The sequence below is a fragment of the Pseudomonas sp. BN415 genome, from assembly GCF_029871195.1.
GTDB lineage: Bacteria > Pseudomonadota > Gammaproteobacteria > Pseudomonadales > Pseudomonadaceae > Metapseudomonas > Metapseudomonas resinovorans.
On the sequence record NZ_SSOK01000069.1, the window covers coordinates 23,943 to 48,013 of the forward strand.

Genomic DNA, 24,071 nt, shown 5'->3' on the forward strand with positions numbered 1-24,071 from the left:
CCTAGTCCCCCGTTGCGAGGCTTTCCAGCCAGCTCAGAGCCTCAGCCACGCTGTAAAACGATCCAAACACCAGAATCTCGTCATCCGGTGTCGCCTGCTCACACTGCGATTCAAGTGCTGCGGCGATACTTTCGTGGACACTGACGCTTGCGTGAAGGTTCGTCAATGCCGCCTGCAGTTCGGAAGCTGGACGACTGCGCAGCGTCGGCAACGGCGCCACTGCCCAATGGGTCAAGCACGCCACCAGAGCGCTGATGACGCCAGGGAGATCCTTGTCGGCAAGAAGCCCGAACACCGCCAGTCGACGGCCGGCAATGGGGCGCGCAGCCAGGCGTGCAGAGAGATACTCGGCTGCATGAGGGTTGTGGCCGACATCCAGCAACAGGGAAACCCGCTTGCCGCGCCAGTCGACATAGCGGCGATCCAGACGCCCAGTGACCTTGGTGCCCAACAACGCAGCCTGCAGGACTTCCGGCTGCCAAGGCATACCCAGCAGTGCATAGGCCTGGAGCGCCAGGGCAGCGTTCTCCATGGGCAGATCGAGCAAAGGAAGGTCGTGCAATTCCAGCACCTGACCAGACGCGCACGCGCCCCGCCAATGCCAGCCCCCTTCGCCAATGGCCAGATCGAAGTCACGCCCCCGCAGGAACAGCGGCGCTGGCAGCGCATTTGCCTGCTCCAGCAGCGGCTGCGGCGGGTTCAGGTCGCCGCAGAGGGCCGGTTTGCCCGCTCGGAAGATGCCCGCTTTCTCGAAGGCCACGCTCTCCCGGGTGTCACCGAGCCAATCGGCGTGATCCAGGCCAATACTGGTTACCAGCGCCAGGTCAGCATCCACCAGATTGACGGCATCCAGGCGCCCGCCCAGGCCAACCTCCAGCACTACGGCGTCCAGGCCCGCGCGCTGGAACAGCCAGAAGGCTGCCAGGGTACCCATCTCGAAATAGGTGAGGGAAATATTGCCACGCGCCGCTTCGACAGCAGCGAAGGCATCGCAGAGTGCCCGGTCAGAAGCTTCCTGACCGTTCAGCAGCACTCGCTCGTTGTAGCGCAACAGGTGCGGCGAACTGTATACGCCGACCTTCAGCCCCTGGGCGCGCAGCAGCGCGGCCAGGAATGCGCAGGTGGAACCCTTGCCGTTGGTGCCCGTGACCGTAATCACCTTGGGCGCCAACCGGCTCAGACCGAGCCGATTGGCAACTTCACGACTGCGCTCCAACCCCATGTCAATTGCCGTGGGGTGAAGCTGCTCAAGGTACGAAAGCCAGTCGGCAAGGGTTCTCTGCGTCATGCGATAGCCGGGGAAGGTAGGCGCTGCATCTGCGCCAGCAGCCGACCAAGGCGCTCTCGCAGTTCCGCGCGGGGAATGATCATGTCAATGGCACCGTGCTCCAGCAGGAACTCGCTGCGCTGGAAGCCTTCCGGCAGTTTCTCGCGCACGGTTTGCTCGATCACACGCGGACCGGCGAAGCCGATCAGGGCGCGCGGCTCACCGACGATCACATCGCCGAGCATTGCCAGGCTGGCGGAAACACCGCCATAAACCGGGTCGGTCAGCACGGAAATGAAGGGAATGCCCTCTTCGCGCAGGCGGGCCAGGGCCGCAGAAGTTTTGGCCATTTGCATCAGGGAGATCAGGGCTTCCTGCATACGGGCGCCGCCGGAGGCGGAGAAGCAGACCAGCGGGCAGCGCTGCTCCAGAGCAACGTTTGCGGCGCGCACGAAGCGCTCGCCGACGATGGCACCCATGGAGCCACCCATGAAAGAGAACTCGAAGGCGCAGGCCACGATCGGCATTTTGTGCAGGGTGCCGCGCATGGAGATGAGCGCATCCTTCTCCCCGGTGTCCTTCTGCGCGGACGCCAGGCGGTCCTTGTACTTCTTGCTGTCACGGAACTTGAGGCGGTCCACCGGCTCCAGATCGGCGCCGATTTCTTCGCGGCCTTCCGGATCAAGGAAGATATCCAGGCGGGCGCGCGCACCAATGCGCATGTGATGGTTGCATTTCGGGCAGACGTCCAGCGTCTTTTCCAGTTCGGGCTTGTAAAGCACCGCGTCGCACGACGGGCACTTGTGCCAGAGGCCTTCCGGGACCGAGCTCTTCTTCACCTCGGAACGCATGATCGAAGGGATCAGTTTGTCTACCAGCCAGTTGCTCATGCTCTAGTTCTCCACAGCTTTCAGGCCCGAACACGCGCTAGCGGTTCATAGCCCCGCGCATGCCCTTGAGCGAATTCATGGTTGCGATCCCGGCGCGCATGATGTGCCCGGGTATCACCCTGGCGATGGCCTTGCCACCGCTCTCGTAAAAAACAGGCCCGATCGACGCAGCCTTGCCACGCGACCCGACAGACTTCTCCTGCCTGGGCAACTCGCTTATGGACGGCAGCGAAACGCCGTCCGTCACATATGCAGGAGACGCGCCAGCGGGCGAGTACGCGAAAGTTTCCACAATATGCATTTCAGGCTCGTGCCTGCTGGATGAAGGCTTGAATCTTCGCAGCGTCCTTGATGCCCTTGCAGGCCTCGACGCCACCACTCACATCAACGGCATACGGCCGCACCTGACGCACCGCCTCACCGACGTTCTCAGGGGTCAGGCCGCCCGCGAGGATCAGAGGCTTTGCCGCAATCTGGGGCACCAGCCCCCAGTCGAAGGCTTCACCGGTGCCGCCGGGAGTTCCTTGGACAAACGTGTCGAGAAGGATGCCGGACGCTTCGGGATAAGAGGAGATAGCCGCGGCGATGTCGTCACCCGGCTTGACTCTTAGCGCCTTGATGTAGGGTCGGCCGTAACCTGCACAGGCCTCGGGACTTTCATCGCCATGGAACTGCAGCAGGTCCAGCGGGACCTCGGCCAGCACCTGCGTCAACTCCGCCCGCGGCATGTCGACGAAGAGCCCGACAGTGGTCACGAAAGGCGGCAGCGCAGCGACGATGGCTCTGGCCTGGGCCGGAGTCACCGCTCGCGGGCTCTTCGCGTAGAACACAAAACCTATGGCATCGGCCCCGGCGGCGACGGCAGCCAAAGCGTCCTCGATTCGAGTAATACCGCAGATTTTGATGCGAACGGCTGACAAGATGCAGGCACCTGAAGACTAAAGACCGAGGATGTTAGCAAAGGCCAGACGCAGCGTCAGCCCACCGTTTCCGGCAGACCGGAAAGAAAGTGCGGGCCCAGGTAACGCTGAGGAAGCTCGAACTCTTCCGGGTATTCGACCTGCACCAGATAGAGCCCATAGGGATGCGCGGTTACACCTCCCTCGCGGCGAATGCGGCCTTCCAATACCTGCCTGGCCCACTCGACAGGCCGCTCACCGGCACCAATGGTCATCAGCACTCCGGAGATGTTGCGCACCATATGGTGAAGGAATGCGCTGGCACGGATATCCAGCACGATCAGGCGGCCATGCTCGATCAGTTCCAGGTGATGCACGGTCTTGATGGGCGATTTCGCCTGACACTGCCTAGCACGAAAGGCGCTGAAATCATGGGTCCCGACCAGGCAACGGGCCGCCTCGCGCATCCGCTCGAAATCCAGCGGGCGATGGTTCCAGGTCACTTCCTCGGCCATGTGAGCCGGACGAATCGGGTCGTTGTAGATCACATAGCGATAACGCCGAGCCATCGCACTGAAGCGGGCATCGAAAGTCTTGGGCATTTCCTTGGCCCAGGTGACGCTGATATCGCCAGGTAAATTCATGTTCGCGCCCATGACCCAGGCATGCATCGAACGCACCACTGGCGTATCGAAGTGCACGACCTGACCGCTGGCATGCACCATGGCATCGGTTCGGCCGGCACATGACAGCGTCACGGGCGCTCCGCCTGCCACCCGGCTCAGCGCCGTTTCGAGGGACTCCTGGATCGAAGGCACGCCGGCGCGCTGGCGTTGGAAGCCACGGTAGCGGGAGCCTTTGTACTCAACACCGAGGGCGATTCTGAAAATGCCAGCGGCAGCCACTTCGGCTGCCGCTGCGGGTACTGCTTGAGTCATCTATCAGCTGAGACGTGCGATCAGTTCGCGCGCTTCCTGTTGCTGGGTGTCATTCCCCTCGGACATTACCTCGTCGAGGATGTCGCGAGCACCTTCGGTGTCACCCATGTCGATATAGGCGCGAGCCAGGTCCAGTTTGGTCGCAGTTTCGTCGGTACCGGAGAGGAAGTCGAAATCGTCTTCCTCTTCCAGACCCAGGTTCGATACTTCGTCTTCCAGCACGGCAACCGGCTCTGGCGTCTGCTGAAGGCTGTCGGAGAGCTGATCCAGCTCGGCAGTCACTTCGTTCAGCTGGGCAGCGAAGCTGTCGTTGTCCGCCAGCGGTTCGACAGTCGGCTCTTCGGGCAGGGAGAGGTCGAAGTCTGCCGGCAGGTCAAGCAGGCCAGCGCTCGCTTCTTCCACAGCAGACACAGGCTCTTCAGCGGCCAGGGGCGCATCGAGGTCGCCGTCCAGGCTGAGCAGGAACTCATCCTCATCGGCGCTCTTAGGCTGCGCCGTGGGCTCCAGATCGAGGCTGAAATCAGCCAGGTCATCGCTGAGCTCCAGGCTCTCGTCGCCGGTCAGCAGTTCGTCGCTGCCGTCGATATCAAGATCGAAATCCAGGTCGCTCTCGACCTTGGCCGGCGTAGCCGGAGCGTCGAACTCCAGATCGTCCAGGCTCAACTCATTGGTCGGCGCAGCGGCCGGCTGAATGCTGGCCGGTTTCTCGTCCGCGAGGTCGAGATCCAGATCGGAGCCCAGGTCATCCAGGCTCAGGTCGAATGCGTCATCCAGATCGCCACCAACGGCTGCCGGAGCAGTCGCCGGGTCGTCATCCAGGGTCAGGTCATCGAGGCTGAAGCTGTCCAGATCATCAGCGCTAGCCAGACCCGCGGCTGCGGTCGCGGCAACAGCGGCGACTGCCATAGCCGGGTACTTGCCTTTCAGTTGCTCGATCTCGCCACCCGCCCCGCCGATTTCGCGGAGCTCACCCTCCTGGCGCGCGAAGCCTTCGCGATCACCCAGTTCGGCATAGACCTCCATCAGTTTCAGACGAAGATCGCTGCGCTGAGGCTCGTCGTTGATGGCGTTCTGCAGCAGTTCGGCAGCCTGGTTGAAGCGGCCATAGGCGATATAGATGTCGGCTTCGCTGATCACATCGCCGGTCTGCGCGGTGACACGCTCTTGCGCCTTGGCCGGAGCCGCTTCCGGCACATCAGCAACAGCGGAGTCCAGCTCAGGGCTGTCGAACGCGGCGAAGCTGTCATCTTTCAGATCGAGATCGCTGCCAAAGCTGTTTTCATCGTCCTGCGCGGCGAGACCGTTCTGCAACTCGGCCTCTTTCAGTGCGTTACGGCGCGACAGCACCATCAGCAGCACCAGCAGAGCTACGAGGGCGCTACCGCCAGCCAGCAGAAGAAGCATGGGATTTGCCAGCACGTCATCGATGATGCTGGACTGCGGCGGCTCGACCACCGGCGCGGCCGGGGCGGTCTGTACCGGCTTGACCGGAGCGGCGGGTTTGGCGGGCTCTGCCGGCTTGGCCGGCTGCGTGGCGGCCGGCGCCGCGGGCTGGGCAGGAGCGGCTGGCTGGGCCTGGACAGGGGCGGCAGGTTGAGTAGCGGCCGGAGCAGGCGCAGCAGCGCCAGGTGCCGCAGGTGTAGCAGGTGCTGCGGCAGCCGGGGCAGGTGCAGGTGCAGGTGCAGTCGGTTGGGCAGGCACAGTGGCGGGTTTGGCCGGCTGAGCCGGAGCAGCGGCTACCGGAGCGGCTGGTGCTTGCTTGCCTTGGCCGGCCATATCAGCCTGCAGCTTGGCAAGCTGGTCGTCCTTGAGCTGGATCAGGCGCTGCAACTTATCCATCTGGCTCTGCAGATCGGTCATGCGCCCCTTGAGTTCTTCGTTCTCGCGACGGGTCGAGTCCAGGCTTTCCTGAGTCACGGCCAGCTTGTCGCTGAGCGCCTTGCTTTCACCGTTGGCCCCCTTGTCGCTACCGCTGGAGGCCTTGCCGCTGGCAGCCGACACCAGCCGGAGGTTGTCCTGGGTATCGACTTTCTCGGGTGCGGCACCGGTGTTACTGCGCTTGGTGGCGTCAAGCTGGCGCTTACCCTCTCCTGCCAGACTGCGGCCCTCACGCCAAGCGGTGTTCTGCGTCTGAACCTGGGCGATGGCCTCGGCCTGAGTGCGACTGGCGATCTGCTTCTCATCGGGCAAACGCAGCACCTGGCCACTCTTCAGCCGATTGATGTTGCCATCGACGAAGGCATCCGGATTCAGGTCCTGGATGGCCAGCATGGCCTGATGCACCGAGCCACTGGCGCGGCTGCGCTCGGCAATTTCCCAGAGCGTGTCACTAGACGTGGTGCGGTACTGGTCAGTTGGAGCCTTGGGAGCCGGGGCCGGAGCCGGGGTCGGTGCACTTGGGCGCGGCGCAGCGGCAGCCGCCGGAGCGGTACGGACCGGCGCAGGTGCAGGGGCGACCACAGAACGCGGCGCCGGAGCCGGCGCGGCTACGGGAATCTTCGGCGCAGCAGCAGCGGCGGCCTGAGGCGAATAAAGCGGCGGATCGAGGAGCAGCGTGTATTCACGCAGCAGACGGCCATTGGGCCAGAGCACCTCGACCAGGAAATTCAGATAGGGTTCGCGGACCGGCTTGCTGGAAGTCACCCGGATAACGCTGCGGCCGTTAGGCTTGATCACCGGGGTGAACTTGAGGTCCTGCAGGAAGTACTGACGATCGACGCCTGCCTTGGAGAACTCCTCGGCTGCCGCCAGATTCGGCTTGACTTCGGCCGAGGCCAGGTCACGCACCTCAAGCAGCTCGATCTCCGCATCCAGGGGCTGGTTCAAGGAAGAGCGCAGGGTGACTTCCCCAAGCCCGAGGGCGTTGGCGACACCCGAAGTCAGCGCGGATGCAGCCGCGATTGCCAGCACAAGTTTGCGAACCCGAACCATAGAGTGATTCCCTTGTTTTATCTTTTTTCCCGCTAAGCGAGAGGAAGGTCTTAAGTCGCTGCCTGCGCACGCCGGATCGGCGGCTCCCCATCAACGATAAGGCCAAGCCAGTATTGTCAAGCTAGAATATTTCTACAAATTTTCAGGTAAGTATCTTTGACAGATAGTGTTTTATCAACAACTCGGCCGACTGCACAGCATTGAGCGCAGCGCCTTTTCTTGCATTATCTGAAGCAATCCACAAATTGAGTTCGCAAGGGTCATCCACCCCACCGCGAACCCGTCCTACATATACCGAATCCTGCCCTACTGCGTCGCCGACAGCGGTCGGATAGTCGCCCTCTTCTTCCACCAACTCGACACCCGGCGCCTGACTCAGACGCTCACGCACAGCAGTCAGATCCAGCTGCTGCTCGGCCACCACGGAGACGGCCAGGCTGTCACCAAAAAAGACCGGGGCCAATGCGCATGTAGCGGCGACACGCAGGTCAGGCTCGCCGAGTAATTGTTTGATCTCACTGACCAGGCGCCGCTCCAGGGCGATGTGTCCCTGGGCATCCGGCGCACCGGCTTGGGCCAGGATATTGAAGGCGATCTGGCGATCGAAGAAGCGCGGCTCCAGCGGACGCGCATTCAGCAGCTCCGCGGTCTGGCGAGCCAGTTCGGCGACGCCTTCGCGACCGCGACTAGAGACGGCAAGACTCGCCATCACGCTGAGGCGCTGTGGCTTTAGCAAGTCCCTGAGCGGCGCCAGCACGCACGCCAGGGCAACCGCTGGGGCGCTGGGACTGGTCAGCTGGTAAGGCGCAGACAGCCCGGCGAGCAGTTCCGGATTGGCTTCGGGTACCAGGCTTGGGGCCTCCAGGGGATCAAGGGCGCCGGACAGATCGATCAGCGAGCAGCCAACGGCGCGCGCACGCGGAACAAAACTGCAGGTCACCGCCTCGCCAGCAGCAAAGAACGCCAGACGGACCTGGGAAAAATCAAAATCGGCGACGTCGCGCACTCGTAGATTGCGCCCCTTGAATGGCACAGAAGCACCGGCGGATTCGCCACTGGCAAGCAGATGAAGGTTGCCGACTGGGAACTCCCGCTCCTCAAGGAGCTGGACGAGGGTTTCACCAATGGTGCCGGTGGCGCCGATGATGGCGATGTCGAGGGACTGGCTCATGGGGAACTACTTATGGCGATGCGGGGAGCGGCACTGTAACTGCCACCCCGCACTCACGCAATCGAGGGGCTGGGGTTACCGACGAGCCTCATCGGCACCCCAGGAGACCATCAACGCTCCAGCAGGATACGCAGCATCCGGCGCAGTGGCTCGGCGGCACCCCAGAGCAGCTGGTCACCAACGGTGAAGGCACCGAGGTACTGCGAACCCATGTTGAGCTTACGCAGACGGCCGACGGGAACGCTGAGGGTGCCAGTCACGGCAGTCGGGGTCAGCTCGCGCATGCTGATTTCACGCTGGTTCGGCACGAGCTTCACCCAGGGGTTGTGCTGGCTGATCATGCCTTCGATGTCCGCGATCGGCACATCTTTGTTCAGCTTGATGGTCAGCGCCTGGCTGTGGCAACGCATGGCACCGATGCGTACGCAGATGCCATCGACCGGGATTGGGCTCTTGAAGCGACCGAGAATCTTGTTGGTCTCGGCCTGGCCTTTCCATTCTTCGCGGCTCTGGCCGTTGGGCAGTTCCTTGTCGATCCAGGGAATCAGGCTGCCAGCCAGGGGTACACCAAAGTTCTCGGCGGGGAAATCTTCGCCGCGCATGGCCTCAGCCACCTTGCGGTCGATATCGAGGATAGCGCTGGACGGATTGGCCAGGTCATCGGCAACGGCACCGTTGATGGCGCCCATCTGCTTGATCAGTTCGCGCATGTTCTGCGCGCCGGCACCGGAGGCCGCCTGGTAGGTCATGGCACTCATCCACTCGACCAGACCAGCTTCGAACAGGCCGCCAAGCGCCATCAGCATCAGGCTGACGGTGCAGTTGCCACCGATGTAGTTCTTGGTGCCGGCATCCAGTTGCTGGTCGATGACCTTGCGGTTCACCGGATCGAGAACGATCACCGCGTCATCCTGCATGCGCAGGCTGGACGCGGCATCGATCCAGTAGCCTTGCCAACCGGCTTCGCGCAGCTTGGGGAACACCTCATTGGTGTAGTCGCCACCTTGGCAGGTCAGGATCACATCGAGGCTCTTCAGCTCGTCAATGCTGTAGGCGTCCTTCAGCGGGGCAATATCCTTGCCGACCGCGGGACCCTGGCCACCGACGTTGGAAGTGGTGAAGAACACCGGCTCGATCAGGTCGAAATCCCGCTCTTCCAGCATTCGCTGCATGAGCACGGAACCCACCATGCCGCGCCAACCGATCAGACCTACACGCTTCATGACAACTACACCTTTCTTGAAAAAGTGGTCCGCTGGACTCCCAGCGGGCCGGACAGATTACAGATTCTGCAGTGCTGCTACCACTGCATCGCCCATCTCACGGGTACCGACCTTGGTCGCACCGGCGGAGTAGATATCGCCGGTCCGCAGCCCCTGATCCAGCACCAGGCTGACGGCCTTCTCGATAGCGTCGGCGGCAGCTGTCTGGTTGAAGCTGTAGCGGAGCATCATCGATACGGAGAGTATGGTCGCCAGCGGGTTGGCGATGCCCTGGCCGGCGATGTCCGGCGCCGAGCCATGGCAGGGTTCGTACATGCCTTTGTTGTTCGAATCCAACGAGGCAGAAGGCAGCATGCCGATGGAACCGGTGAGCATGGAAGCCTCATCCGACAGGATGTCGCCGAACATGTTGTCGGTAACCATTACGTCGAATTGCTTGGGTGCCCGTACCAGCTGCATGGCGGCATTGTCGACGTACATGTGGCTGAGTTCGACGTCCGGATAATCCTTGGCCACTTCTTCCACGACTTCGCGCCACAGCTGGCTGGACGCCAGCACGTTTGCCTTGTCCACCGAACACAGTTTCCTGTTGCGCACGCGCGCCATGTCAAAGCCGACACGGGCAATGCGGCGAATCTCGCTCTCGCTGTACGGCAGGGTGTCGTAGGCCTGACGCTCGCCATTTTCCAGCACGCGCTGCTCGCGGGGCTGGCCGAAATAGATGCCGCCGGTCAGCTCACGAACAATGAGGATATCCAGACCAGCGACCACTTCCGGCTTGAGGCTGGAGGCCTCGGCCAGTTGCGGATAGAGGATGGCCGGTCGCAGGTTGGCGAACAGGCCCAGCTGCGAACGGATCTTCAGCAGACCACGCTCCGGACGGATGTCACGCTCGATCTTGTCCCACTTCGGGCCGCCCACGGCGCCCAGCAGTACGGCATCGGCCTTGCGCGCACGCTCCAGGGTTTCGTCGGCCAGAGGCACCCCGTGCTTGTCGATGGCGGCACCGCCGATGACATCCTCAGTCAGCTCGAAACCGAGCTGGAACTTGTCATTGGCCAGCTCCAGCACCTTGACGGCCTCGGCCATGATCTCCGGACCAATGCCGTCACCAGGGAGAATCAGAATCTGCTTGCTCATGCTTTCCTCTCGTTAGGCGCTCTCCGCGCCATGCAATTCGTTCTAGCGTTCAGCCCAGAGCACCAGGACATCCGTGCTGAAGGAGCCATCAGCGGCAATCTCGAAATAATCGCGAACCTCGTTTCCGACGGCCTGCTGCAACGCCAGGATCGCGTCGCGGAACACCTCCGGCGTCCGCATACGCTCGATCCACGAGGCGAACTCCAGACGCAACCGCTGGCGCGCATGACTGCGGGGTCGCAACCCCGCCTCGGCCACCTGGCACAACCACTCGGCAGGCGAGTAATTTCGCACATGGCTGGTATCACGCAGCACTTCCACCGTTTGCAGGTGGGTATCCAGCAGCGCTTTCCCGGGTGACGCCACATCGATGAAGGCCGCCACGCCACCCGGCTTCAGGACTCGACGCACTTCGCGCAGGGCCAGGCCAAGGTCGCTCCAGTGGTGCGCAGAATAGCGACTGAAGACGAAGTCGAAGCTGCCATCGGCAAAGGGCAGCGACTCGGCCGCGCCCTGTTGAGTCACCACATTGCCGTGTCCACGCTGGGCAGCGGCGCTCGCAACAACATCGAGCATCTGCTCGGACAGGTCGTACGCCACTACTTCGCCCACCAACGGCGCAACCTGGAAGGCCACGTGCCCGGCGCCACAGCCGAGGTCGAGGACGCGGGCATCGCCACATCCCGCTACCTCGGCCTGCAGTTGGGCAAATTCTGTGCCCTGGGCATGCACGGCACTGCTCAGATAGGCGCTGGCCCGCTCACCAAACTGGCGCTGGACCACCTGCTCATGGGCGTTGTCGCTCACGTCATCCTCCGGTGTGCTGTTCAGGCGTCGCGGAACAGCCAGGGGTTGCCCTGGCGGTGCTTCTCTTCGAAGACCTTGATCGCTTCAGCGTCCTGCAGGGTCAGGCCGATATCGTCCAGGCCATTGAGCAGGCAATGCTTGCGGAAGGCGTCCACTTCGAAGCTGTACTGCTTGCCGTCCGGACGAGTCACGGTCTGCGCGGCCAAGTCGACCGTCAGCTGATAGCCCTCGGTGGACTCGCACTGCTGGAAGAGTTCGTCGACTTCCTCATCTTTCAGGATGATCGGCAGAAGGCCGTTCTTGAAGCTGTTGTTGAAGAAGATGTCGGCGTAGCTCGGCGCGATGATGGCGCGGAAGCCGTACTCGTCCAGCGCCCAGGGCGCGTGCTCACGGGAGGAGCCACAGCCGAAGTTCTCGCGGGCAAGGAGCACGCTGGCGCCTTGGTAGCGCGGGAAGTTCAGCACGAAATCCTTGTTCACCGGACGTGTGGAGTTGTCCTGGTTCGGCTGGCCGACATCCAGGTAGCGCCACTCGTCGAACAGATTGGGACCAAAGCCCGAACGCTTGATCGACTTGAGGAATTGCTTGGGAATGATCTGGTCGGTGTCGACGTTGGCGCGATCCAGCGGAGCGACGAGACCGGTGTGTTGGGTAAAGGCTTTCATCTCGACTCTCCTTCCTTACTTGAGCAGCTCGCGAACATCGACGAAACGACCAGTCACCGCAGCGGCGGCGGCCATGGCCGGGCTGACCAAGTGGGTACGACCACCAGCGCCCTGACGGCCTTCGAAGTTGCGGTTGGAGGTGGACGCGCAGTGCTCGCCGCTCTCCAGGCGGTCCGGGTTCATGGCCAGGCACATGGAGCAGCCCGGCTCACGCCATTCGAAGCCTGCCTCGATGAAGATCTTGTCCAGCCCCTCCTGTTCGGCCTGTTGCTTGACCAGGCCCGAGCCCGGCACCACCAGCGCCTGCTTGACGGTGGAGGCGACCTTGCGCCCCTTGGCCACTTCGGCGGCGGCACGCAGGTCTTCGATGCGCGAGTTGGTGCAGGAACCAATGAACACGCGGTCCAACTGGATATCGGTAATGGCCTGGTTGGCGGCAAGCCCCATGTACTTCAGGGCGCGCTCGATGGAGCCACGCTTGACCGGATCAGCTTCTGCGGCCGGGTCCGGCACACGTTGGTCGACCGGCAACACCATCTCAGGCGACGTGCCCCAGCTCACCTGCGGCTTGATGTCTTCGGCGCGCAGCTCGACGACAGTGTCGAAATGCGCGTCGGCATCGGACACCAGATCACGCCAGGCGACCACGGCCTTGTCCCAGTCTGCGCCCTTGGGTGCGAAGGGGCGGCCTTCGACGTAGGCGATGGTCTTTTCGTCCACGGCCACCAGACCGACGCGGGCACCCGCCTCGATGGACATGTTGCAAATGGTCATGCGGCCTTCGACAGAGAGATCGCGAATGGCGCTGCCGGCGAACTCCAGGGCATGACCGTTGCCGCCGGCAGTGCCAATCTTGCCGATCACGGCGAGCACGATGTCCTTCGCGGTGACGCCGGAGGGCAGCTTGCCCTCTACGCGCACTTGCATGTTCTTCATCTTCTTCGCCACCAGGCACTGGGTCGCCAGCACGTGCTCGACCTCGGAGGTGCCGATGCCGTGGGCCAGCGCGCCGAAAGCACCGTGGGTGGAGGTATGGGAGTCGCCGCAGACCACGGTCATGCCCGGGAGGGTGGCGCCCTGCTCCGGGCCAACCACGTGGACGATGCCCTGGCGCACATCGTTCATCTTGAACTCGAGGATGCCGAAGTCATCGCAGTTCTCGTCCAGGGTCTTGACCTGAATACGCGACACTTCGTCGGCGATGGCTTCGAGGCCGCCCTGGCGCTCGGCCCGAGTAGTCGGCACGTTATGGTCCGGGGTGGCGATGTTGGCATCGATGCGCCACGGCTTGCGACCCGCCAGACGCAGCCCTTCGAAGGCCTGCGGCGAGGTCACTTCGTGAAGGATGTGACGGTCGATGTAGATCAGCGACGAACCATCGTCGCGGCGCTTCACCTCGTGAGCATCCCAGAGCTTGTCGTAGAGCGTCTTGCCGGCCATCGTCAGGTCCTCATCAGCTTGCTTCTGTGCGCAGGGGTCGTAAGCCCCTTTTGCTTGTGGGGACGATCGTAGGGGCTTGCATCGAATAACTCAAATTCATATTTTTTATTTAAAGCATTCCATCGAGGAATGCGGATACTACCGGCGCCAGCAACCCACGGAGTCCAGATATGGATTTGGCCAGCCTCAATGCTTTCATCGCCATCGCCGAAACCGGCAGCTTCTCCGAAGCGGGTGAGCGCCTGCACCTGACCCAGCCTGCGGTGAGCAAGCGCATTGCCTCGCTGGAACAGCAACTCAGCGTGCGCCTGTTCGACCGCCTCGGCCGCGAAGTCAGCCTGACCGAAGCCGGCCGTGCCCTGCTCCCCCGCGCTTACCAGATCCTCAACGTACTGGACGACACCCGCCGCGCCTTGAGCAACCTCTCCGGCGACATCAGCGGTCGTCTGACCCTGGCCACCAGCCATCACATCGGCCTGCATCGCCTGCCACCGCTGCTGCGCGCCTTTACCCGCGCTTATCCGCAGGTCGCCCTGGACATCCAGTTCCTCGACTCGGAAGTGGCCTACGAGGAAATCCTCCACGGTCGCGTGGAACTGGCTGTGATCACCCTGGCGCCTGAGACCGCGCTACCGGTCCAGGCGGTGCCGGTGTGGAACGACCCACTGGACTTCGTTGCCGCGCCGGAACACCCCCTGGCCCGTGACAAGACCATCTTCCTTCCGGATGTGGCGCGGCACCCGGCGGTGTTCCCCGGCGGCAACACCTTCACCCACCACATCGTCCGCCGCATGTTCGAGGCGGAGGGTCTGATGCCGAACATCGCCATGAGTACCAACTACATGGAGACCATCAAGATGATGGTCTCCATCGGCATCGCCTGGAGCGTGCTGCCGCGTACCATGCTTGACGACTCCGTGGTGCGCCTGCCCCTGCAGGACATCCAGCTGTCACGCCAGCTGGGCTACATCCTGCACACCGAGCGCACCCTCTCCAACGCTGCCAAAGCTTTCATGGCGCTGCTCGACGCGCAGCGCGACAACCTTGCGTACCTGTAAAGGCAAAGGCTAAGTTGAGCCGCACACCATAAGAACAGGGTCGGGAAGGCGCGAAGAACCACTCGCCGTTCACCGACCCGAACATCTGCCCTATCGTCGGTAAGGGGCGCGCATGCGCAAAGCCAGTGATCCGAGTCCCCCGTTCCCCCATATCCCTGCCCTCGACCCCGCTGCCTTCGAGCAATCCTGGCAAGACGCCTCCAGCCTGCTGGCCGCGCTGAACGGTGCCCGGCTGGGCGCCTGGTCCTGGGATATCGATTCCGGCCGGGTCAGTTGGTCCCGTGGCGCCCAGGCCTTGTTCGGCCTCGATCCGCATCGGCCGCTCAGCGAACCGGTGGATTACGCCCAACTGATCCCCGAAGACGATCGCGGCGAGGTGCTGCGCCTGTTCCAGGAAGTGCTCGAAGGCCGACAAGCCGAACGCGCCATGCGCCACCGTATCCGCTGGCCCGATGGCAGCCTGCACTGGCTCGAGATCAGCGGCAGCCTGCAACCCCTGACTGAAGGCAAGCGGCGGATGATCGGCGTGATCCGCGATGTCACCCAGCAGCAGCAACGCGCCCAGGACCTGATCAACTCCAAGCAGCGCTACTCCAGCCTGTTTCACCTGAGTCCAGACGTGGTGCTACTGGTCAGACTGGCCGACAGTCTGATCGTCGAGGCCAACCAGCATTTCGAGGATGTGCTGGGCTGGCCGGCCGCGGAAACCATCGGTCGCACAACCCTGGAACTGGGTTTCTGGGAGGACTTGAGCCAACGCGAGTGGCTGCACCGCAACGCCCGCGCCAGCAAAGCGCCAATTTCCCAGGAAGTCAGGCTGCGCGCCCGCAATGGCAGCATCCTCGACGGCGTGCTCTCCAGCCAGTACATCGAACTGGAGGGCCAGCCCTACCTGATCAGCACCTTCCTCGACACCACCGAGCGCAAACGTGCCGAAAACGCCCTGCGCATTAGCGAGGAAAAGTTCGCCAAGGCCTTCCGCAGCTCGCCCGACGCAGTTGTGATCACCGATCGCACCAGCGGCCGCTTCCTGGAGATCAATACCGGCTTCGAACGCCAATTCGGCTGGAACCAGGGCGAAACCATCGGTCACAGCTCTCTGGAACTGGGCATCTGGGAAGACCCGGCGCAACGCCAGGAGATGCTGGACACCCTGCAACGCCACGGTCGCCTCGACGAACTCGAGGTAAACCTGAAGCGCCGCGATGGCAGCCGCGCCATCTGCCTGCTCTACGGCGAGGAGATCGAGCTGGACGGCCGCACCTGTCTGGTACTGACGGTTCGCGACGTCACCCGCCAACGCGCCCAGGAACAGGCCCTGAAGGACAGCCAGGAGCGCTTGAACCTGGCACTGGAATCGGCCGACCTCGGCACCTGGGACTGGCACATCACCAATGGCACGCTCTACGGGTCCGCCCGCGCATCGGCCTTGCACGGCCTGGCCAAGGAACCCTTCGAAGGCGAGTTCCGCGACTTCTTCGTCTGCGTTCCAGATGAAGACCAGCAAAGCATGCGGCGCGCGTACCAGGAGCTGCTGGAGGGTCGCAACAACGAGTACCAGGTGACCTACCGCACGCGCTTCAGCAACGGTGAAGTGCACTACCTGGAAAGCACCGCCAAGCTTTATCGCGACGACCTGGGCCGCCCCCTGCGCATGACCGGCATCCTCATGGACATCAGCGAGCGGGTTCGCCGCGAACAGCGTCTGGCGGCGTCGGAGGAGAAGTTCGTCACCCTGTTCCAGGCCAGCCCCGATCCTATCTGCGTCTCGCGCATCCGCGACGGCGTGTTCATCGAGATCAACCCGAGCTTCACCGATGTGTTCGGCTGGCAACCCGAGCAGATCGTGGGCCTCAGTGCTCCAGCGATCCAGTTCTGGGCCGATCCCGAACAGCGCTCGAGACTGTTCAGTGATCTGCTGCGCGACCAGGGCCTGGACAACGTCGAAGCCCGTTTTCTGACCCGCGACGGCCGCCTGTTGGCCTGCGTGGTGTCGAGCCGCTTCATTCGCGTCGAACGCCAGCTTTGCATCACCACCACCTTCCGCGACATCACCGCGCGCCAGCAGGCCGAGGCGGCGCTCAAGGCCAGTCAGGAAAAGTTCGCCAAAGCGTTCCACTCCAGCCCCGACGCGATCACCATCACCGAACGCGACACAGGCCGTTACATCGAGGTCAATGAAGGCTTCAGCCGGCTGACCGGCTACCGCACCGACGAAGTGCTGGGGCGCACGGCCGGCGAGATGAACATCTGGGCGCGCCCCGCCGAACGCGATCATATGCTTGACCTGCTCAAGCGCAATGGCCGCGTGCACCATCTGGAGATGCTCGGCCAACACCGCGACGGCAGCCAGAAGGCAGTGGAAGTCTCGGTGGAGCAGATCGAACTTGACGGCACGCCCTGCCTGCTCCTTACCGCGCGGGACATCAGCGCCCTCAAGGACGCCCAGGCGCAAATCCAGCACCTGGCCTATCACGACCCGCTGACAAACCTGCCCAACCGCGCGTTGCTGAATGATCGCCTGACCCAGCAGATCGCCCTTCTGCAGCGCCACAACATGCGCGGTGCCCTGCTCTTCCTCGACCTCGACCACTTCAAGCACATTAACGACTCGCTCGGTCACCCCCTCGGCGATGCGGTGCTGAAGATGGTAACCGCCCGCCTGGAAGCCAGCGTGAGACTGGAAGACACCGTGGCGCGCCTTGGCGGCGACGAATTCGTGGTGCTGCTGACCGGCCTCGAAGGCAAGCGCTCAGAAGTGACTCGCCAGGTACGGGAGATCGCCGACAAGCTCCGCAAACTACTGGCTGAACCCATGCTGCTCGACGGGCACCGCCTGCAGGTCACCCCCAGTATCGGCATCGCCCTGATTCCGGATCACGGTGCCAGCCCAGCGGACCTGCTCAAGCGCGCCGACATCGCCCTCTACCGCGCCAAGGATTCCGGGCGCAACGCCATCCAGATCTTCCGCAGCACCATGCAGGCAGCGGCCAGTGAGCGCCTGCGCCTGGAGAACGACCTGCGCCTGGCATTGGCCCGCGGCGAGTTCGAACTGCATTTCCAGCCCCAGGTGGATGCGCGCAACAATCGGGTGGTGGGGGCCGAAGCCCTGCTCCGCTGGCAACACCCGACCCTGGGCCCACAATCCCCCGGCCAGTTCATCCAGGTACTGGAGGAAAGCGGCCTGATCCTGGAAGTGGGCGCCTGGGTGCTGGACGAGGCCTGCAACGCTTGCGAACAGCTGGTGGCCGCGCGGCTGGTCGATGCCCGCGACTTCAGCCTGTGCGTGAACATCAGCCCCCGGCAGTTTCGCCAAAGCGATTTCGTCGAGCGGGTCGAGCGCAGCCTGCAACGTAGCCAGCTACCCGCCCAGCTGCTGAAACTGGAGGTCACCGAAGGCATCGTCATCCAGAACATCGAGGACACCATCGGCAAGATGCGCCGCCTGAAGAAACTGGGCACGAGTTTCGCCATGGATGACTTCGGGACAGGCTATTCGTCCCTGACCTACCTCAAGCGCTTGCCGGTGGATGCGCTGAAGATCGACCAATCCTTCGTCCGCGATGCCACCCAGGACCCAAATGACGCGGAGATCATTCGCGCCATCGTCGCCATGGCCCGCAGCCTGGGCCTGGAGATAATCGCCGAGGGCGTGGAGCGCAGCGAACAACTGGCCTTCCTCGAGCAGCAGGGCTGTCACCTGTACCAAGGCTACCTGTATAGCAAGCCCGTGCCGCTTACGGAGTTCCGCGCACTACTGGCCCACAGCGTGCAGCGGCCGGTGCCGCTCTGACGCAAGAAAAAAGGGCGCCCGCGGGCGCCCTCTTCTTTTCCCATGTAGTCGGGAGATCAGTTTTCCAGCACTGCGCGATGGCCGTTGATCGGGATACGCTTGGCCTTGGCTTCTTCGGGCACTACACGCACCAGGTCGATGTTCAGCAGGCCGCTCTGCAAGCCGGCAGCCTTGACCTCGATGTGGTCGGCCAGGCGGAAGGACAGCTTGAAGGCGCGCTGGGCGATGCCGTGATGCAGGTAGGTCACCGATTCGTCGCTCTTCTCGCGTTTGCCACCACCGACGGTCAGTACACCGCGCTCCACCTGGAGCTCCAGGTCTTCTTCCTGGAAGCCGGCAACCGCAATGACGATGCGGTACTGGTCATCGCCATGCTTCTCGACGTTGTAGGGCGGATAAGTGCTGCCAGTCTCATTGCGCAGGGCGGATTCGAACAGGTCATTGAAACGGTCGAAGCCCACGGAATGGCGGAACAGGGGGGCGAGGGAAAAAGCAGTGCTCATGTTGATCTCCTGAGTAATCAGCAAGTGTTTCGAGTGCGAGACCCGACTTCGGCATCCCGCAGTACCCTAGATAGGGACGCCCAAAAGCATTTCAAGCCCCAGAGGAAACGCCATGCAGAAAGTCATGCTCATCACCGGTGCCAGCCGCGGCATCGGCGCCGCCACTGCCCGCCTCGCGGCCCAACGCGGCTACGCCGTGGGTATCAACTACCGGCAGCAGCGGGAAGCCGCTGAAGCACTGGCGCATGAAATCGAGGCCGCTGGCGGCCGCGCGCTGGCCCTGCGAGCAGACGTCGGCGATGAAGCACAGGTACTGGCAATGTTCGAACGCCTGGACAGGGAGTTCGGGCGGCTGGATGTGCTGGTGAATAACGCCGGGATGCTGGAGCGCCAGACGCGCCTGGAAGACATGGACGTGACCCGCTTCGAACGGGTGCTACGGGCCAACGTGATCGGCAGCTTTCTTTGCGCACGGGAGGCCATCAAGCGCATGTCCACTCGCCATGGCGGCCAGGGCGGCGCCATCGTCAACCTGTCCTCCATCGCCGGGCGTATTGGCGCACCCAACGAGTACATCGACTATGCGGCGGCCAAGGGCGCCATCGACAGCATGACCCTAGGCCTGGCCAAGGAGCTGGCGGCCGAAGGGATTCGCGTCAACGCAGTACGCCCCGGTGTGATCCGCACGGAAATCCATGCCAGCGGTGGCGAACCTGATCGGGTCGAGCGCGTTCGCCAGACAGTCCCCATGGGGCGCGGCGGCGAAGCGGAAGAAGTGGCCAGCGCGATTCTCTGGCTGGCCAGCGACGAGGCTTCCTATACCAGTGGCGCCCTGCTGGACGTAGCCGGCGGGCGCTAGGGGTCAGCCGGCCTCGGCCCACTCCCGGCGGAGATCGGGCACCCCGAGCCATGCGTCAATCCGCTCGCAATCGTTCTCGCGGCGCACCTCAGCGAACAGCGCCACCGCCTCGGGGTAACTGCGGGTGAGCATGCCCAGCCATTGCTTCAGGCGTCCCGGTGCATAGCGCGGTGCCAGCTTGCGGCGAGCCTGGCGCCAGAAGTCCTGCAGCATGGGCTGGAGTTCGTCCCAGGTCATTTCCCGCACCGATTCGCCGGCCCGCGCGGCGGCGATCTGCCGAGCCAGGTCGGGACGAGACACCAGACCGCGACCCAACATGATGTCCTCCACCCCACTCACCTCGCGGCAGCGGCGCCAGTCATCCAGGGTCCAGACCTCGCCGTTGGCGAACACCGGTACCCTGACCGCTTCCTGCACCCTGGCCACCCACTCCCAGTGCGCCGGCGGCTTGTAGCCTTCGGCCTTGGTACGGGCATGCACCACGATCTGCTCAGCCCCGCCCTCGGCAAGAGCCCGGGCGCAATCCAGCGCGCCATCCGGGCTGTCGAAGCCGAGACGCATCTTCGCCGTCACCGGAATCTCCGTCGGTACGGCGCGGCGCACCTCGCGGACGATGGCATGAAGCAGTTCCGGCTCTTTGAGCAGCACGGCGCCGCCGCGGGACTTGTTAACCGTCTTGGCCGGGCAACCAAAGTTGAGGTCGATGACCGGTGCCCCCAGTGCACAGGCGAACGCGGCGTTATCGCCCAGGCAAACCGGATCGGAGCCCAGCAACTGCACACGCATGGGCGTGCCGGCGCGGGTACGCGCGCCCTGGGCCAGCTCGGGGGCCAACTTCTCGAAGGTGCTGGGCGCCAGCAGGCGATCGCACACCCGGATGAATTCGGTCACGCACCAGTCGATGCCGCCGACACGGGTCAGCACATCGCGAAGGATTTCGTCGACCAGCCCCTCCATGGGGGCCAGGGCGATTTGCATGGATGGCAGGCTCACAGGATAAAAGGCGCGTAGTTTACGCAGCATGACGGACGGCGAATATCCCACGGAGCATCCGGCTGGACTGGTGGTCGAAACTCCACCGATTCAGCGCAGGAGAACTGCCCGGATGAACTCGCTCGTCCCCGTCCTTGCCGCACTTACGTTGGCCGCCACTGCGGTATTCGCCGCGAGCGAGGCGATCATGTCGCCCGCTCGGCAGCCAACGCCGGACGCCATCGGCGAGCTGCTGATCAGCCGTGACGAGGAGGCCCCGAATGCCTGCGACATCGACCTTTACGTGCAGAACGAGCTGGTGGCGCAGATAGCGCCCGGCCAGTCAGTGAGTATTCCGGTGCCGGCCGGCGAGGTCGCTCTGCGGGTGGCGCAGAAAGGTTCAGGTTACTGCGCCGGGCAGTACACGGGCAGCCCGCAGTCAACCATCATCCAGCCCGGCGAAGTCCGCCATTTGCGCATCGTGCAGAGCCAGCACGAGGTGTTTCTGGCACCAGCGGCGGACTGAGGCTCAGAGCTCAAGCGGGAATGGCGGCTGCAGCGCCCGCCCATAACCTTCGACGAATTCCGTCGGCATGCGCTTAGGCCTGCCGCTGGAGAGCTCGATACAGACGAAGATGGTCTTGGCCCTCAACAAGGTGGTGCCATCATCCGGCCGTACCAGCTGGAAGCGACGATCCATCTTCAGGCGCTGGTCCGATTCCACGATCCAGGTGGCCATCTGCAGCTCCTGATCCTCGTAGGCCGCGGCCAGATAATCGATTTCGTGACGCAACACTGCCATGGCCCGGTCCAGCCGCCGATACTCGGCGAGGTCCAGCCCCAGGCTCTGGGAGTGACGCCAGGCGCAGCGCTCCAGCCAACTTACGTAGACGGCGTTATTGGCATGACCGAGGCCGTCGATGTCATCGGCACCGACCTTGATATCAATGACGAAGGGGTTGGGCATGTCCCAGCTCATGAGTTGAGCTCCACGCTGCTGGCCAGTTCACGGGCTTCGCTGGCCAGTTGGGTGATCTGATCCCATGCGCGGGCGCGGATCAGGCTGGACGGCGCGATCCAGGTGCCGCCGACGCAGGCCACGTTTGGCAGGCGCAGAAAGCTGAGCAGATTGTCCGGGGTCACCCCGCCGGTGGGGCAAAAACGGATGCCGGTGAAGGGGCCTTTGAGGCTTTTCAGCATTTTCACGCTGCCGCTGCCATCGGCTGGGAAGAGCTTCAGCGAGCGGTAGCCATACTCCAGCGCCAACAGCACTTCGGAGGGGGTCATCACACCGGGCAGGTACGGCAGGCCGGAATCCTCGGCGGCTGCGGCGAGGCGTTCGGTACAGCCAGGGCTGACGGCAAATTGTGCCCCGGCATCGCGCGCCTCAATGAATTGTTCGGTATGGATCAGGGTGCCGGCCCCCACGAGCAGATCCGGAAACTCCTTGCGGATTGCCGCCAGTGCATCCAGCGCCCGCGGCGTGCGCAAGGTTACCTCCAGCACTTCGACGCCACCCGCACTCAGCGCCCCCGCGAGATCCAGGGCCAGCCCGGTATCCTCGATCACCAGCACAGGCAGAACCGGGCGCGCCCGCTGCAACACCACATCCATCGTCAGGCTCATGTCAGCTCTCCACTTTGCAAAGTTCCCAGGCCGGTGCCGAAGGCGATCACGCCGGGCCGGTGAACGTTGGAAGTAGAGCATTGACGGCAGGTCACCTGCCAGCCCTGCCGAGTTTCATTGCACGGCTGCTTCCGCAATGTGAGGCTCACGGACCTGAGCCAGCAGCCCCAAGACTGCATTGACCAGGCGAGCATCTGCCAGCAGGCGCTGATGACCACCTTGCTCCAGCCGCAGCAACTGGCTGTCGAACCAGGCGTCGTGGATGACCTGGGCGTCACTGGCCGGCACCACCGGATCATCCTCGGCATGCACAACCAGGCCTGGGATATCCAGCTGATAGCGCTGTACATCCAGGTACGCCACAGGGATCCCCGCATGGCTTTCCACCTGACTGACGAAATGCGCCCGAGCCTTCGGCGGCAGCCCCATGAATCGCGCGAAGCTACGCAGCGGCCCGAGAATGCGACTGGGGGCGGAAATGCTTACCAAGGCCCTGGCGCGCAACCCCATCTGGCTGGCCAGCAAGGCGCTTGCACCGCCCATGGAATGACCGATCACCGCGTGCAGCGGAGGCAGCTCGCCAGCAGCCTCCAGCAAAGCGCGCGCGAAGAGCACCACATTGGCTTCGTGCCCCGGGGAGTGGCCATGGGCCGGACCATCCAGCGCCACCACGCCGTAGCCTTCTGCGACCAGGGCCTCAATCAGGCTGGCGAACTGGGTAGGGCGCCCCTCCCAGCCGTGCATCAGCAGTACGGTCGGACCGCTCCCCCAACGCAGGGCGGACAGACCAAAGCGCAGAGTGATTCGCTCGGAGCTTCCGAGCAACGGCATTTCCCACTCCCGCGGCGGCAGGTTGCGCGGCGTCATGAACTGGCGACGCATACGGCGGGCGACCATTTGTGGCGCCACACGACCCAGCGTGGCGTGGACTCCCCTGATCAGGCTCAGGCTGTTCATGATTCGGCTCCTCAGATAACGGCCGACTTGGCCGCACGCAGTATTCGGTCAGACAGATCGCCAGCTCCCAACGCGCGCGCCAGGGCTAGGCCACCCACCATCAAGGCAAGGTCCGCAAGGGCCCTGTCGGCTTCTTCGGGGCGGTCGCACATTTCGGCACTCAGCACCTCCAGATGCTCCGCTAGCAACGTCCGGTAGGCCTCTGGCAATTGCGGCAGCGCACCCAGTGAGCTGGGCAACGGGCAGCCGGAGTGAGTGGCATCACGGTGCTTGCGGGACAGGTAGAAACTGGCAGCCAAAGCGCGGCGCTCCTCCCCTGGTAACGATGAGTCGAGCAAAGCCATCAAATCCCGTCGCCTGCGCAGCAGTTGCTCGAAGACCTCCAGCATCAGCGCGTCTTTGCTAGCGAAGTGGGCGTAAAAGCCCCCCACCGTGAGCCCGGCGGCACTCATCACATCAGCCACACCGGGCTCCTGCGGGCCGCGCTGCAACATGGCCGAAGCAGCTGCCTGCAGGATGCGTTCTCGGGTCTGGGCTTTCTTCTCGCTCATGTCAGCCTCCATTTGAATTACATATATAATATTATGTTCGTAATTCAAATTAGCAAGACACTTGCCTAACCGTTCGTCGGCATGAAGGAATCGTGGGAAGTTTGTGAAAGCCGGAAAAACAAAAGGGCCATCCCAAACTGGAATGACCCTTGAAAAGCCCGCAGAGCGGGAAACTTGAAAGTGGCGTCCCCTAGGGGACTCGAACCCCTGTTACCGCCGTGAAAGGGCGGTGTCCTAGGCCACTAGACGAAGGGGACAAAACCTTCGAACAGCAGGACCAGCCCTTGGGCTGGCCCTGAGTGATGCGCAAGGCATCGATTTGGTGGAGCTAGACGGGATCGAACCGTCGACCTCTTGCATGCCATGCAAGCGCTCTCCCAG

22 protein-coding genes and 1 tRNA gene are annotated in these 24,071 nt (G+C 63.3%); 4 read left to right on the forward strand and 19 right to left on the reverse strand.

Annotated features, from left to right (window positions below):
- Position 1: 1 nt before the first annotated feature.
- From folC to leuC, 12 genes are all read right to left on the reverse strand, one after another.
- Positions 2-1,288 (reverse strand): bifunctional tetrahydrofolate synthase/dihydrofolate synthase, encoded by a 1,287-nt coding sequence (gene folC / locus E8F20_RS26370; RefSeq protein ID WP_280286371.1) that lies wholly within the window; start codon positions 1,286-1,288, stop codon positions 2-4.
- Positions 1,285-2,157 (reverse strand): acetyl-CoA carboxylase, carboxyltransferase subunit beta, encoded by an 873-nt coding sequence (gene accD / locus E8F20_RS26375; RefSeq protein ID WP_280286372.1) that lies wholly within the window; start codon positions 2,155-2,157, stop codon positions 1,285-1,287. Before accD ends, folC begins: the two co-directional genes overlap by 4 nt.
- Positions 2,158-2,194: 37 nt before the next feature.
- Entirely contained in the window at positions 2,195-2,458 is a 264-nt protein-coding gene (locus tag E8F20_RS26380) for a hypothetical protein (protein ID WP_280286373.1), read from the reverse strand.
- A gap of 1 nt (position 2,459) precedes the next feature.
- Positions 2,460-3,077 carry a phosphoribosylanthranilate isomerase gene (locus tag E8F20_RS26385; protein WP_280286374.1) on the reverse strand — a complete coding sequence of 206 codons (618 nt, stop codon included), beginning with the start codon at positions 3,075-3,077 and terminating at the stop codon, positions 2,460-2,462.
- A gap of 56 nt (positions 3,078-3,133) precedes the next feature.
- Positions 3,134-3,994, reverse strand: a complete 861-nt coding sequence (gene truA, locus E8F20_RS26390) for a tRNA pseudouridine(38-40) synthase TruA (RefSeq protein ID WP_280286375.1) — start codon at positions 3,992-3,994, stop codon at positions 3,134-3,136.
- 3 nt (positions 3,995-3,997) lie between these two features.
- Positions 3,998-6,925 carry a FimV/HubP family polar landmark protein gene (locus E8F20_RS26395; RefSeq protein WP_280286376.1) on the reverse strand — a complete coding sequence of 976 codons (2,928 nt, stop codon included), beginning with the start codon at positions 6,923-6,925 and terminating at the stop codon, positions 3,998-4,000.
- A gap of 142 nt (positions 6,926-7,067) precedes the next feature.
- Positions 7,068-8,096, reverse strand: a complete 1,029-nt coding sequence (locus tag E8F20_RS26400; protein WP_280286377.1) for an aspartate-semialdehyde dehydrogenase — start codon at positions 8,094-8,096, stop codon at positions 7,068-7,070.
- Between the two features lie 110 nt (positions 8,097-8,206).
- The gene (gene asd / locus E8F20_RS26405; RefSeq protein WP_280286378.1) at positions 8,207-9,319 is read right to left on the reverse strand and encodes an aspartate-semialdehyde dehydrogenase; all 1,113 of its coding nucleotides are present in this window, start codon (positions 9,317-9,319) and stop codon (positions 8,207-8,209) included.
- A 57-nt stretch (positions 9,320-9,376) separates the two neighbouring features.
- Positions 9,377-10,459, reverse strand: a complete 1,083-nt coding sequence (gene leuB / locus E8F20_RS26410) for a 3-isopropylmalate dehydrogenase (RefSeq protein ID WP_280286379.1) — start codon at positions 10,457-10,459, stop codon at positions 9,377-9,379.
- Between the two features lie 42 nt (positions 10,460-10,501).
- The gene (locus E8F20_RS26415) at positions 10,502-11,266 is read right to left on the reverse strand and encodes a class I SAM-dependent methyltransferase (RefSeq protein WP_280286380.1); all 765 of its coding nucleotides are present in this window, start codon (positions 11,264-11,266) and stop codon (positions 10,502-10,504) included.
- Positions 11,267-11,286: 20 nt separating this feature from the next.
- Positions 11,287-11,931: a 3-isopropylmalate dehydratase small subunit gene (gene leuD, locus E8F20_RS26420; RefSeq protein WP_280286381.1), complete on the reverse strand. Its 645-nt coding sequence runs from the start codon at positions 11,929-11,931 to the stop codon at positions 11,287-11,289.
- Between the two features lie 15 nt (positions 11,932-11,946).
- On the reverse strand, positions 11,947-13,371 hold the full coding sequence (gene leuC / locus E8F20_RS26425) for a 3-isopropylmalate dehydratase large subunit (protein WP_280286382.1): 1,425 nt from the start codon (positions 13,369-13,371) through the stop codon (positions 11,947-11,949).
- Between the two features lie 170 nt (positions 13,372-13,541).
- On the opposite strand from leuC, the gene E8F20_RS26430 reads away from it, so the two are divergent.
- Together E8F20_RS26430 and E8F20_RS26435 are read left to right on the forward strand one after the other, a co-directional pair.
- Positions 13,542-14,429, forward strand: a complete 888-nt coding sequence (locus E8F20_RS26430; protein WP_028631318.1) for a LysR family transcriptional regulator — start codon at positions 13,542-13,544, stop codon at positions 14,427-14,429.
- A 112-nt stretch (positions 14,430-14,541) separates the two neighbouring features.
- Positions 14,542-18,222: a PAS domain S-box protein gene (locus E8F20_RS26435; RefSeq protein WP_280286383.1), complete on the forward strand. Its 3,681-nt coding sequence runs from the start codon at positions 14,542-14,544 to the stop codon at positions 18,220-18,222.
- Positions 18,223-18,278: 56 nt separating this feature from the next.
- Here E8F20_RS26435 and E8F20_RS26440 read toward each other — a convergent pair whose 3' ends face one another.
- A complete protein-coding gene (locus E8F20_RS26440; protein WP_280286384.1) occupies positions 18,279-18,725 on the reverse strand; it encodes an Hsp20 family protein in 447 nt (148 codons plus the stop codon).
- A gap of 112 nt (positions 18,726-18,837) precedes the next feature.
- Between E8F20_RS26440 and E8F20_RS26445 the strand changes: the two genes are divergently transcribed.
- On the forward strand, positions 18,838-19,584 hold the full coding sequence (locus E8F20_RS26445) for an SDR family oxidoreductase (RefSeq protein WP_280286385.1): 747 nt from the start codon (positions 18,838-18,840) through the stop codon (positions 19,582-19,584).
- A 3-nt stretch (positions 19,585-19,587) separates the two neighbouring features.
- Here E8F20_RS26445 and E8F20_RS26450 read toward each other — a convergent pair whose 3' ends face one another.
- Positions 19,588-20,562, reverse strand: a complete 975-nt coding sequence (locus E8F20_RS26450) for a tRNA-dihydrouridine synthase (RefSeq protein ID WP_280286386.1) — start codon at positions 20,560-20,562, stop codon at positions 19,588-19,590.
- 127 nt (positions 20,563-20,689) lie between these two features.
- Between E8F20_RS26450 and E8F20_RS26455 the strand changes: the two genes are divergently transcribed.
- On the forward strand, positions 20,690-21,082 hold the full coding sequence (locus E8F20_RS26455) for a hypothetical protein (protein ID WP_280286387.1): 393 nt from the start codon (positions 20,690-20,692) through the stop codon (positions 21,080-21,082).
- A 3-nt stretch (positions 21,083-21,085) separates the two neighbouring features.
- Here the strand turns inward: E8F20_RS26455 and E8F20_RS26460 are convergent, their stop codons facing one another.
- The 5 genes from E8F20_RS26460 to E8F20_RS26480 form a co-directional block, all read right to left on the reverse strand.
- Positions 21,086-21,535 carry a thioesterase family protein gene (locus E8F20_RS26460; RefSeq protein ID WP_280286388.1) on the reverse strand — a complete coding sequence of 150 codons (450 nt, stop codon included), beginning with the start codon at positions 21,533-21,535 and terminating at the stop codon, positions 21,086-21,088.
- Entirely contained in the window at positions 21,532-22,182 is a 651-nt protein-coding gene (locus E8F20_RS26465) for a bifunctional 4-hydroxy-2-oxoglutarate aldolase/2-dehydro-3-deoxy-phosphogluconate aldolase (protein ID WP_280286389.1), read from the reverse strand. Before E8F20_RS26465 ends, E8F20_RS26460 begins: the two co-directional genes overlap by 4 nt.
- Positions 22,183-22,296: 114 nt before the next feature.
- Positions 22,297-23,139: an alpha/beta fold hydrolase gene (locus E8F20_RS26470; RefSeq protein WP_280286390.1), complete on the reverse strand. Its 843-nt coding sequence runs from the start codon at positions 23,137-23,139 to the stop codon at positions 22,297-22,299.
- 11 nt (positions 23,140-23,150) lie between these two features.
- Complete coding sequence (locus tag E8F20_RS26475; protein WP_280286391.1) at positions 23,151-23,690, reverse strand: TetR/AcrR family transcriptional regulator; 540 nt, start codon at positions 23,688-23,690, stop codon at positions 23,151-23,153.
- A gap of 181 nt (positions 23,691-23,871) precedes the next feature.
- Positions 23,872-23,947: transfer RNA gene (locus E8F20_RS26480), tRNA-Glu, on the reverse strand.
- Between the last annotated feature and the right edge of the window lie 124 nt (positions 23,948-24,071).

What these genes read in the sequence shown, in the direction of transcription:
- E8F20_RS26465 (WP_280286389.1), bottom strand. Translation starts at nt 22,182, where the DNA reads ATGAGCCTGACGATGGATGTGGTGTTGCAGCGGGCGCGCCCGGTTCTG.
- leuB (WP_280286379.1), bottom strand. Translation starts at nt 10,459, where the DNA reads ATGAGCAAGCAGATTCTGATTCTCCCTGGTGACGGCATTGGTCCGGAG.
- E8F20_RS26435 (WP_280286383.1), top strand. Translation starts at nt 14,542, where the DNA reads ATGCGCAAAGCCAGTGATCCGAGTCCCCCGTTCCCCCATATCCCTGCC.
- leuD (WP_280286381.1), bottom strand. Translation starts at nt 11,931, where the DNA reads ATGAAAGCCTTTACCCAACACACCGGTCTCGTCGCTCCGCTGGATCGC.
- E8F20_RS26475 (WP_280286391.1), bottom strand. Translation starts at nt 23,690, where the DNA reads ATGAGCGAGAAGAAAGCCCAGACCCGAGAACGCATCCTGCAGGCAGCT.
- accD (WP_280286372.1), bottom strand. Translation starts at nt 2,157, where the DNA reads ATGAGCAACTGGCTGGTAGACAAACTGATCCCTTCGATCATGCGTTCC.
- E8F20_RS26380 (WP_280286373.1), bottom strand. Translation starts at nt 2,458, where the DNA reads ATGCATATTGTGGAAACTTTCGCGTACTCGCCCGCTGGCGCGTCTCCT.
- E8F20_RS26460 (WP_280286388.1), bottom strand. Translation starts at nt 21,535, where the DNA reads ATGAGCTGGGACATGCCCAACCCCTTCGTCATTGATATCAAGGTCGGT.
- E8F20_RS26430 (WP_028631318.1), top strand. Translation starts at nt 13,542, where the DNA reads ATGGATTTGGCCAGCCTCAATGCTTTCATCGCCATCGCCGAAACCGGC.
- E8F20_RS26470 (WP_280286390.1), bottom strand. Translation starts at nt 23,139, where the DNA reads ATGAACAGCCTGAGCCTGATCAGGGGAGTCCACGCCACGCTGGGTCGT.
- E8F20_RS26445 (WP_280286385.1), top strand. Translation starts at nt 18,838, where the DNA reads ATGCAGAAAGTCATGCTCATCACCGGTGCCAGCCGCGGCATCGGCGCC.
- asd (WP_280286378.1), bottom strand. Translation starts at nt 9,319, where the DNA reads ATGAAGCGTGTAGGTCTGATCGGTTGGCGCGGCATGGTGGGTTCCGTG.
- E8F20_RS26450 (WP_280286386.1), bottom strand. Translation starts at nt 20,562, where the DNA reads ATGCAAATCGCCCTGGCCCCCATGGAGGGGCTGGTCGACGAAATCCTT.
- folC (WP_280286371.1), bottom strand. Translation starts at nt 1,288, where the DNA reads ATGACGCAGAGAACCCTTGCCGACTGGCTTTCGTACCTTGAGCAGCTT.
- E8F20_RS26455 (WP_280286387.1), top strand. Translation starts at nt 20,690, where the DNA reads ATGAACTCGCTCGTCCCCGTCCTTGCCGCACTTACGTTGGCCGCCACT.
- leuC (WP_280286382.1), bottom strand. Translation starts at nt 13,371, where the DNA reads ATGGCCGGCAAGACGCTCTACGACAAGCTCTGGGATGCTCACGAGGTG.
- E8F20_RS26395 (WP_280286376.1), bottom strand. Translation starts at nt 6,925, where the DNA reads ATGGTTCGGGTTCGCAAACTTGTGCTGGCAATCGCGGCTGCATCCGCG.
- E8F20_RS26440 (WP_280286384.1), bottom strand. Translation starts at nt 18,725, where the DNA reads ATGAGCACTGCTTTTTCCCTCGCCCCCCTGTTCCGCCATTCCGTGGGC.
- E8F20_RS26400 (WP_280286377.1), bottom strand. Translation starts at nt 8,096, where the DNA reads ATGAGCCAGTCCCTCGACATCGCCATCATCGGCGCCACCGGCACCATT.
- truA (WP_280286375.1), bottom strand. Translation starts at nt 3,994, where the DNA reads ATGACTCAAGCAGTACCCGCAGCGGCAGCCGAAGTGGCTGCCGCTGGC.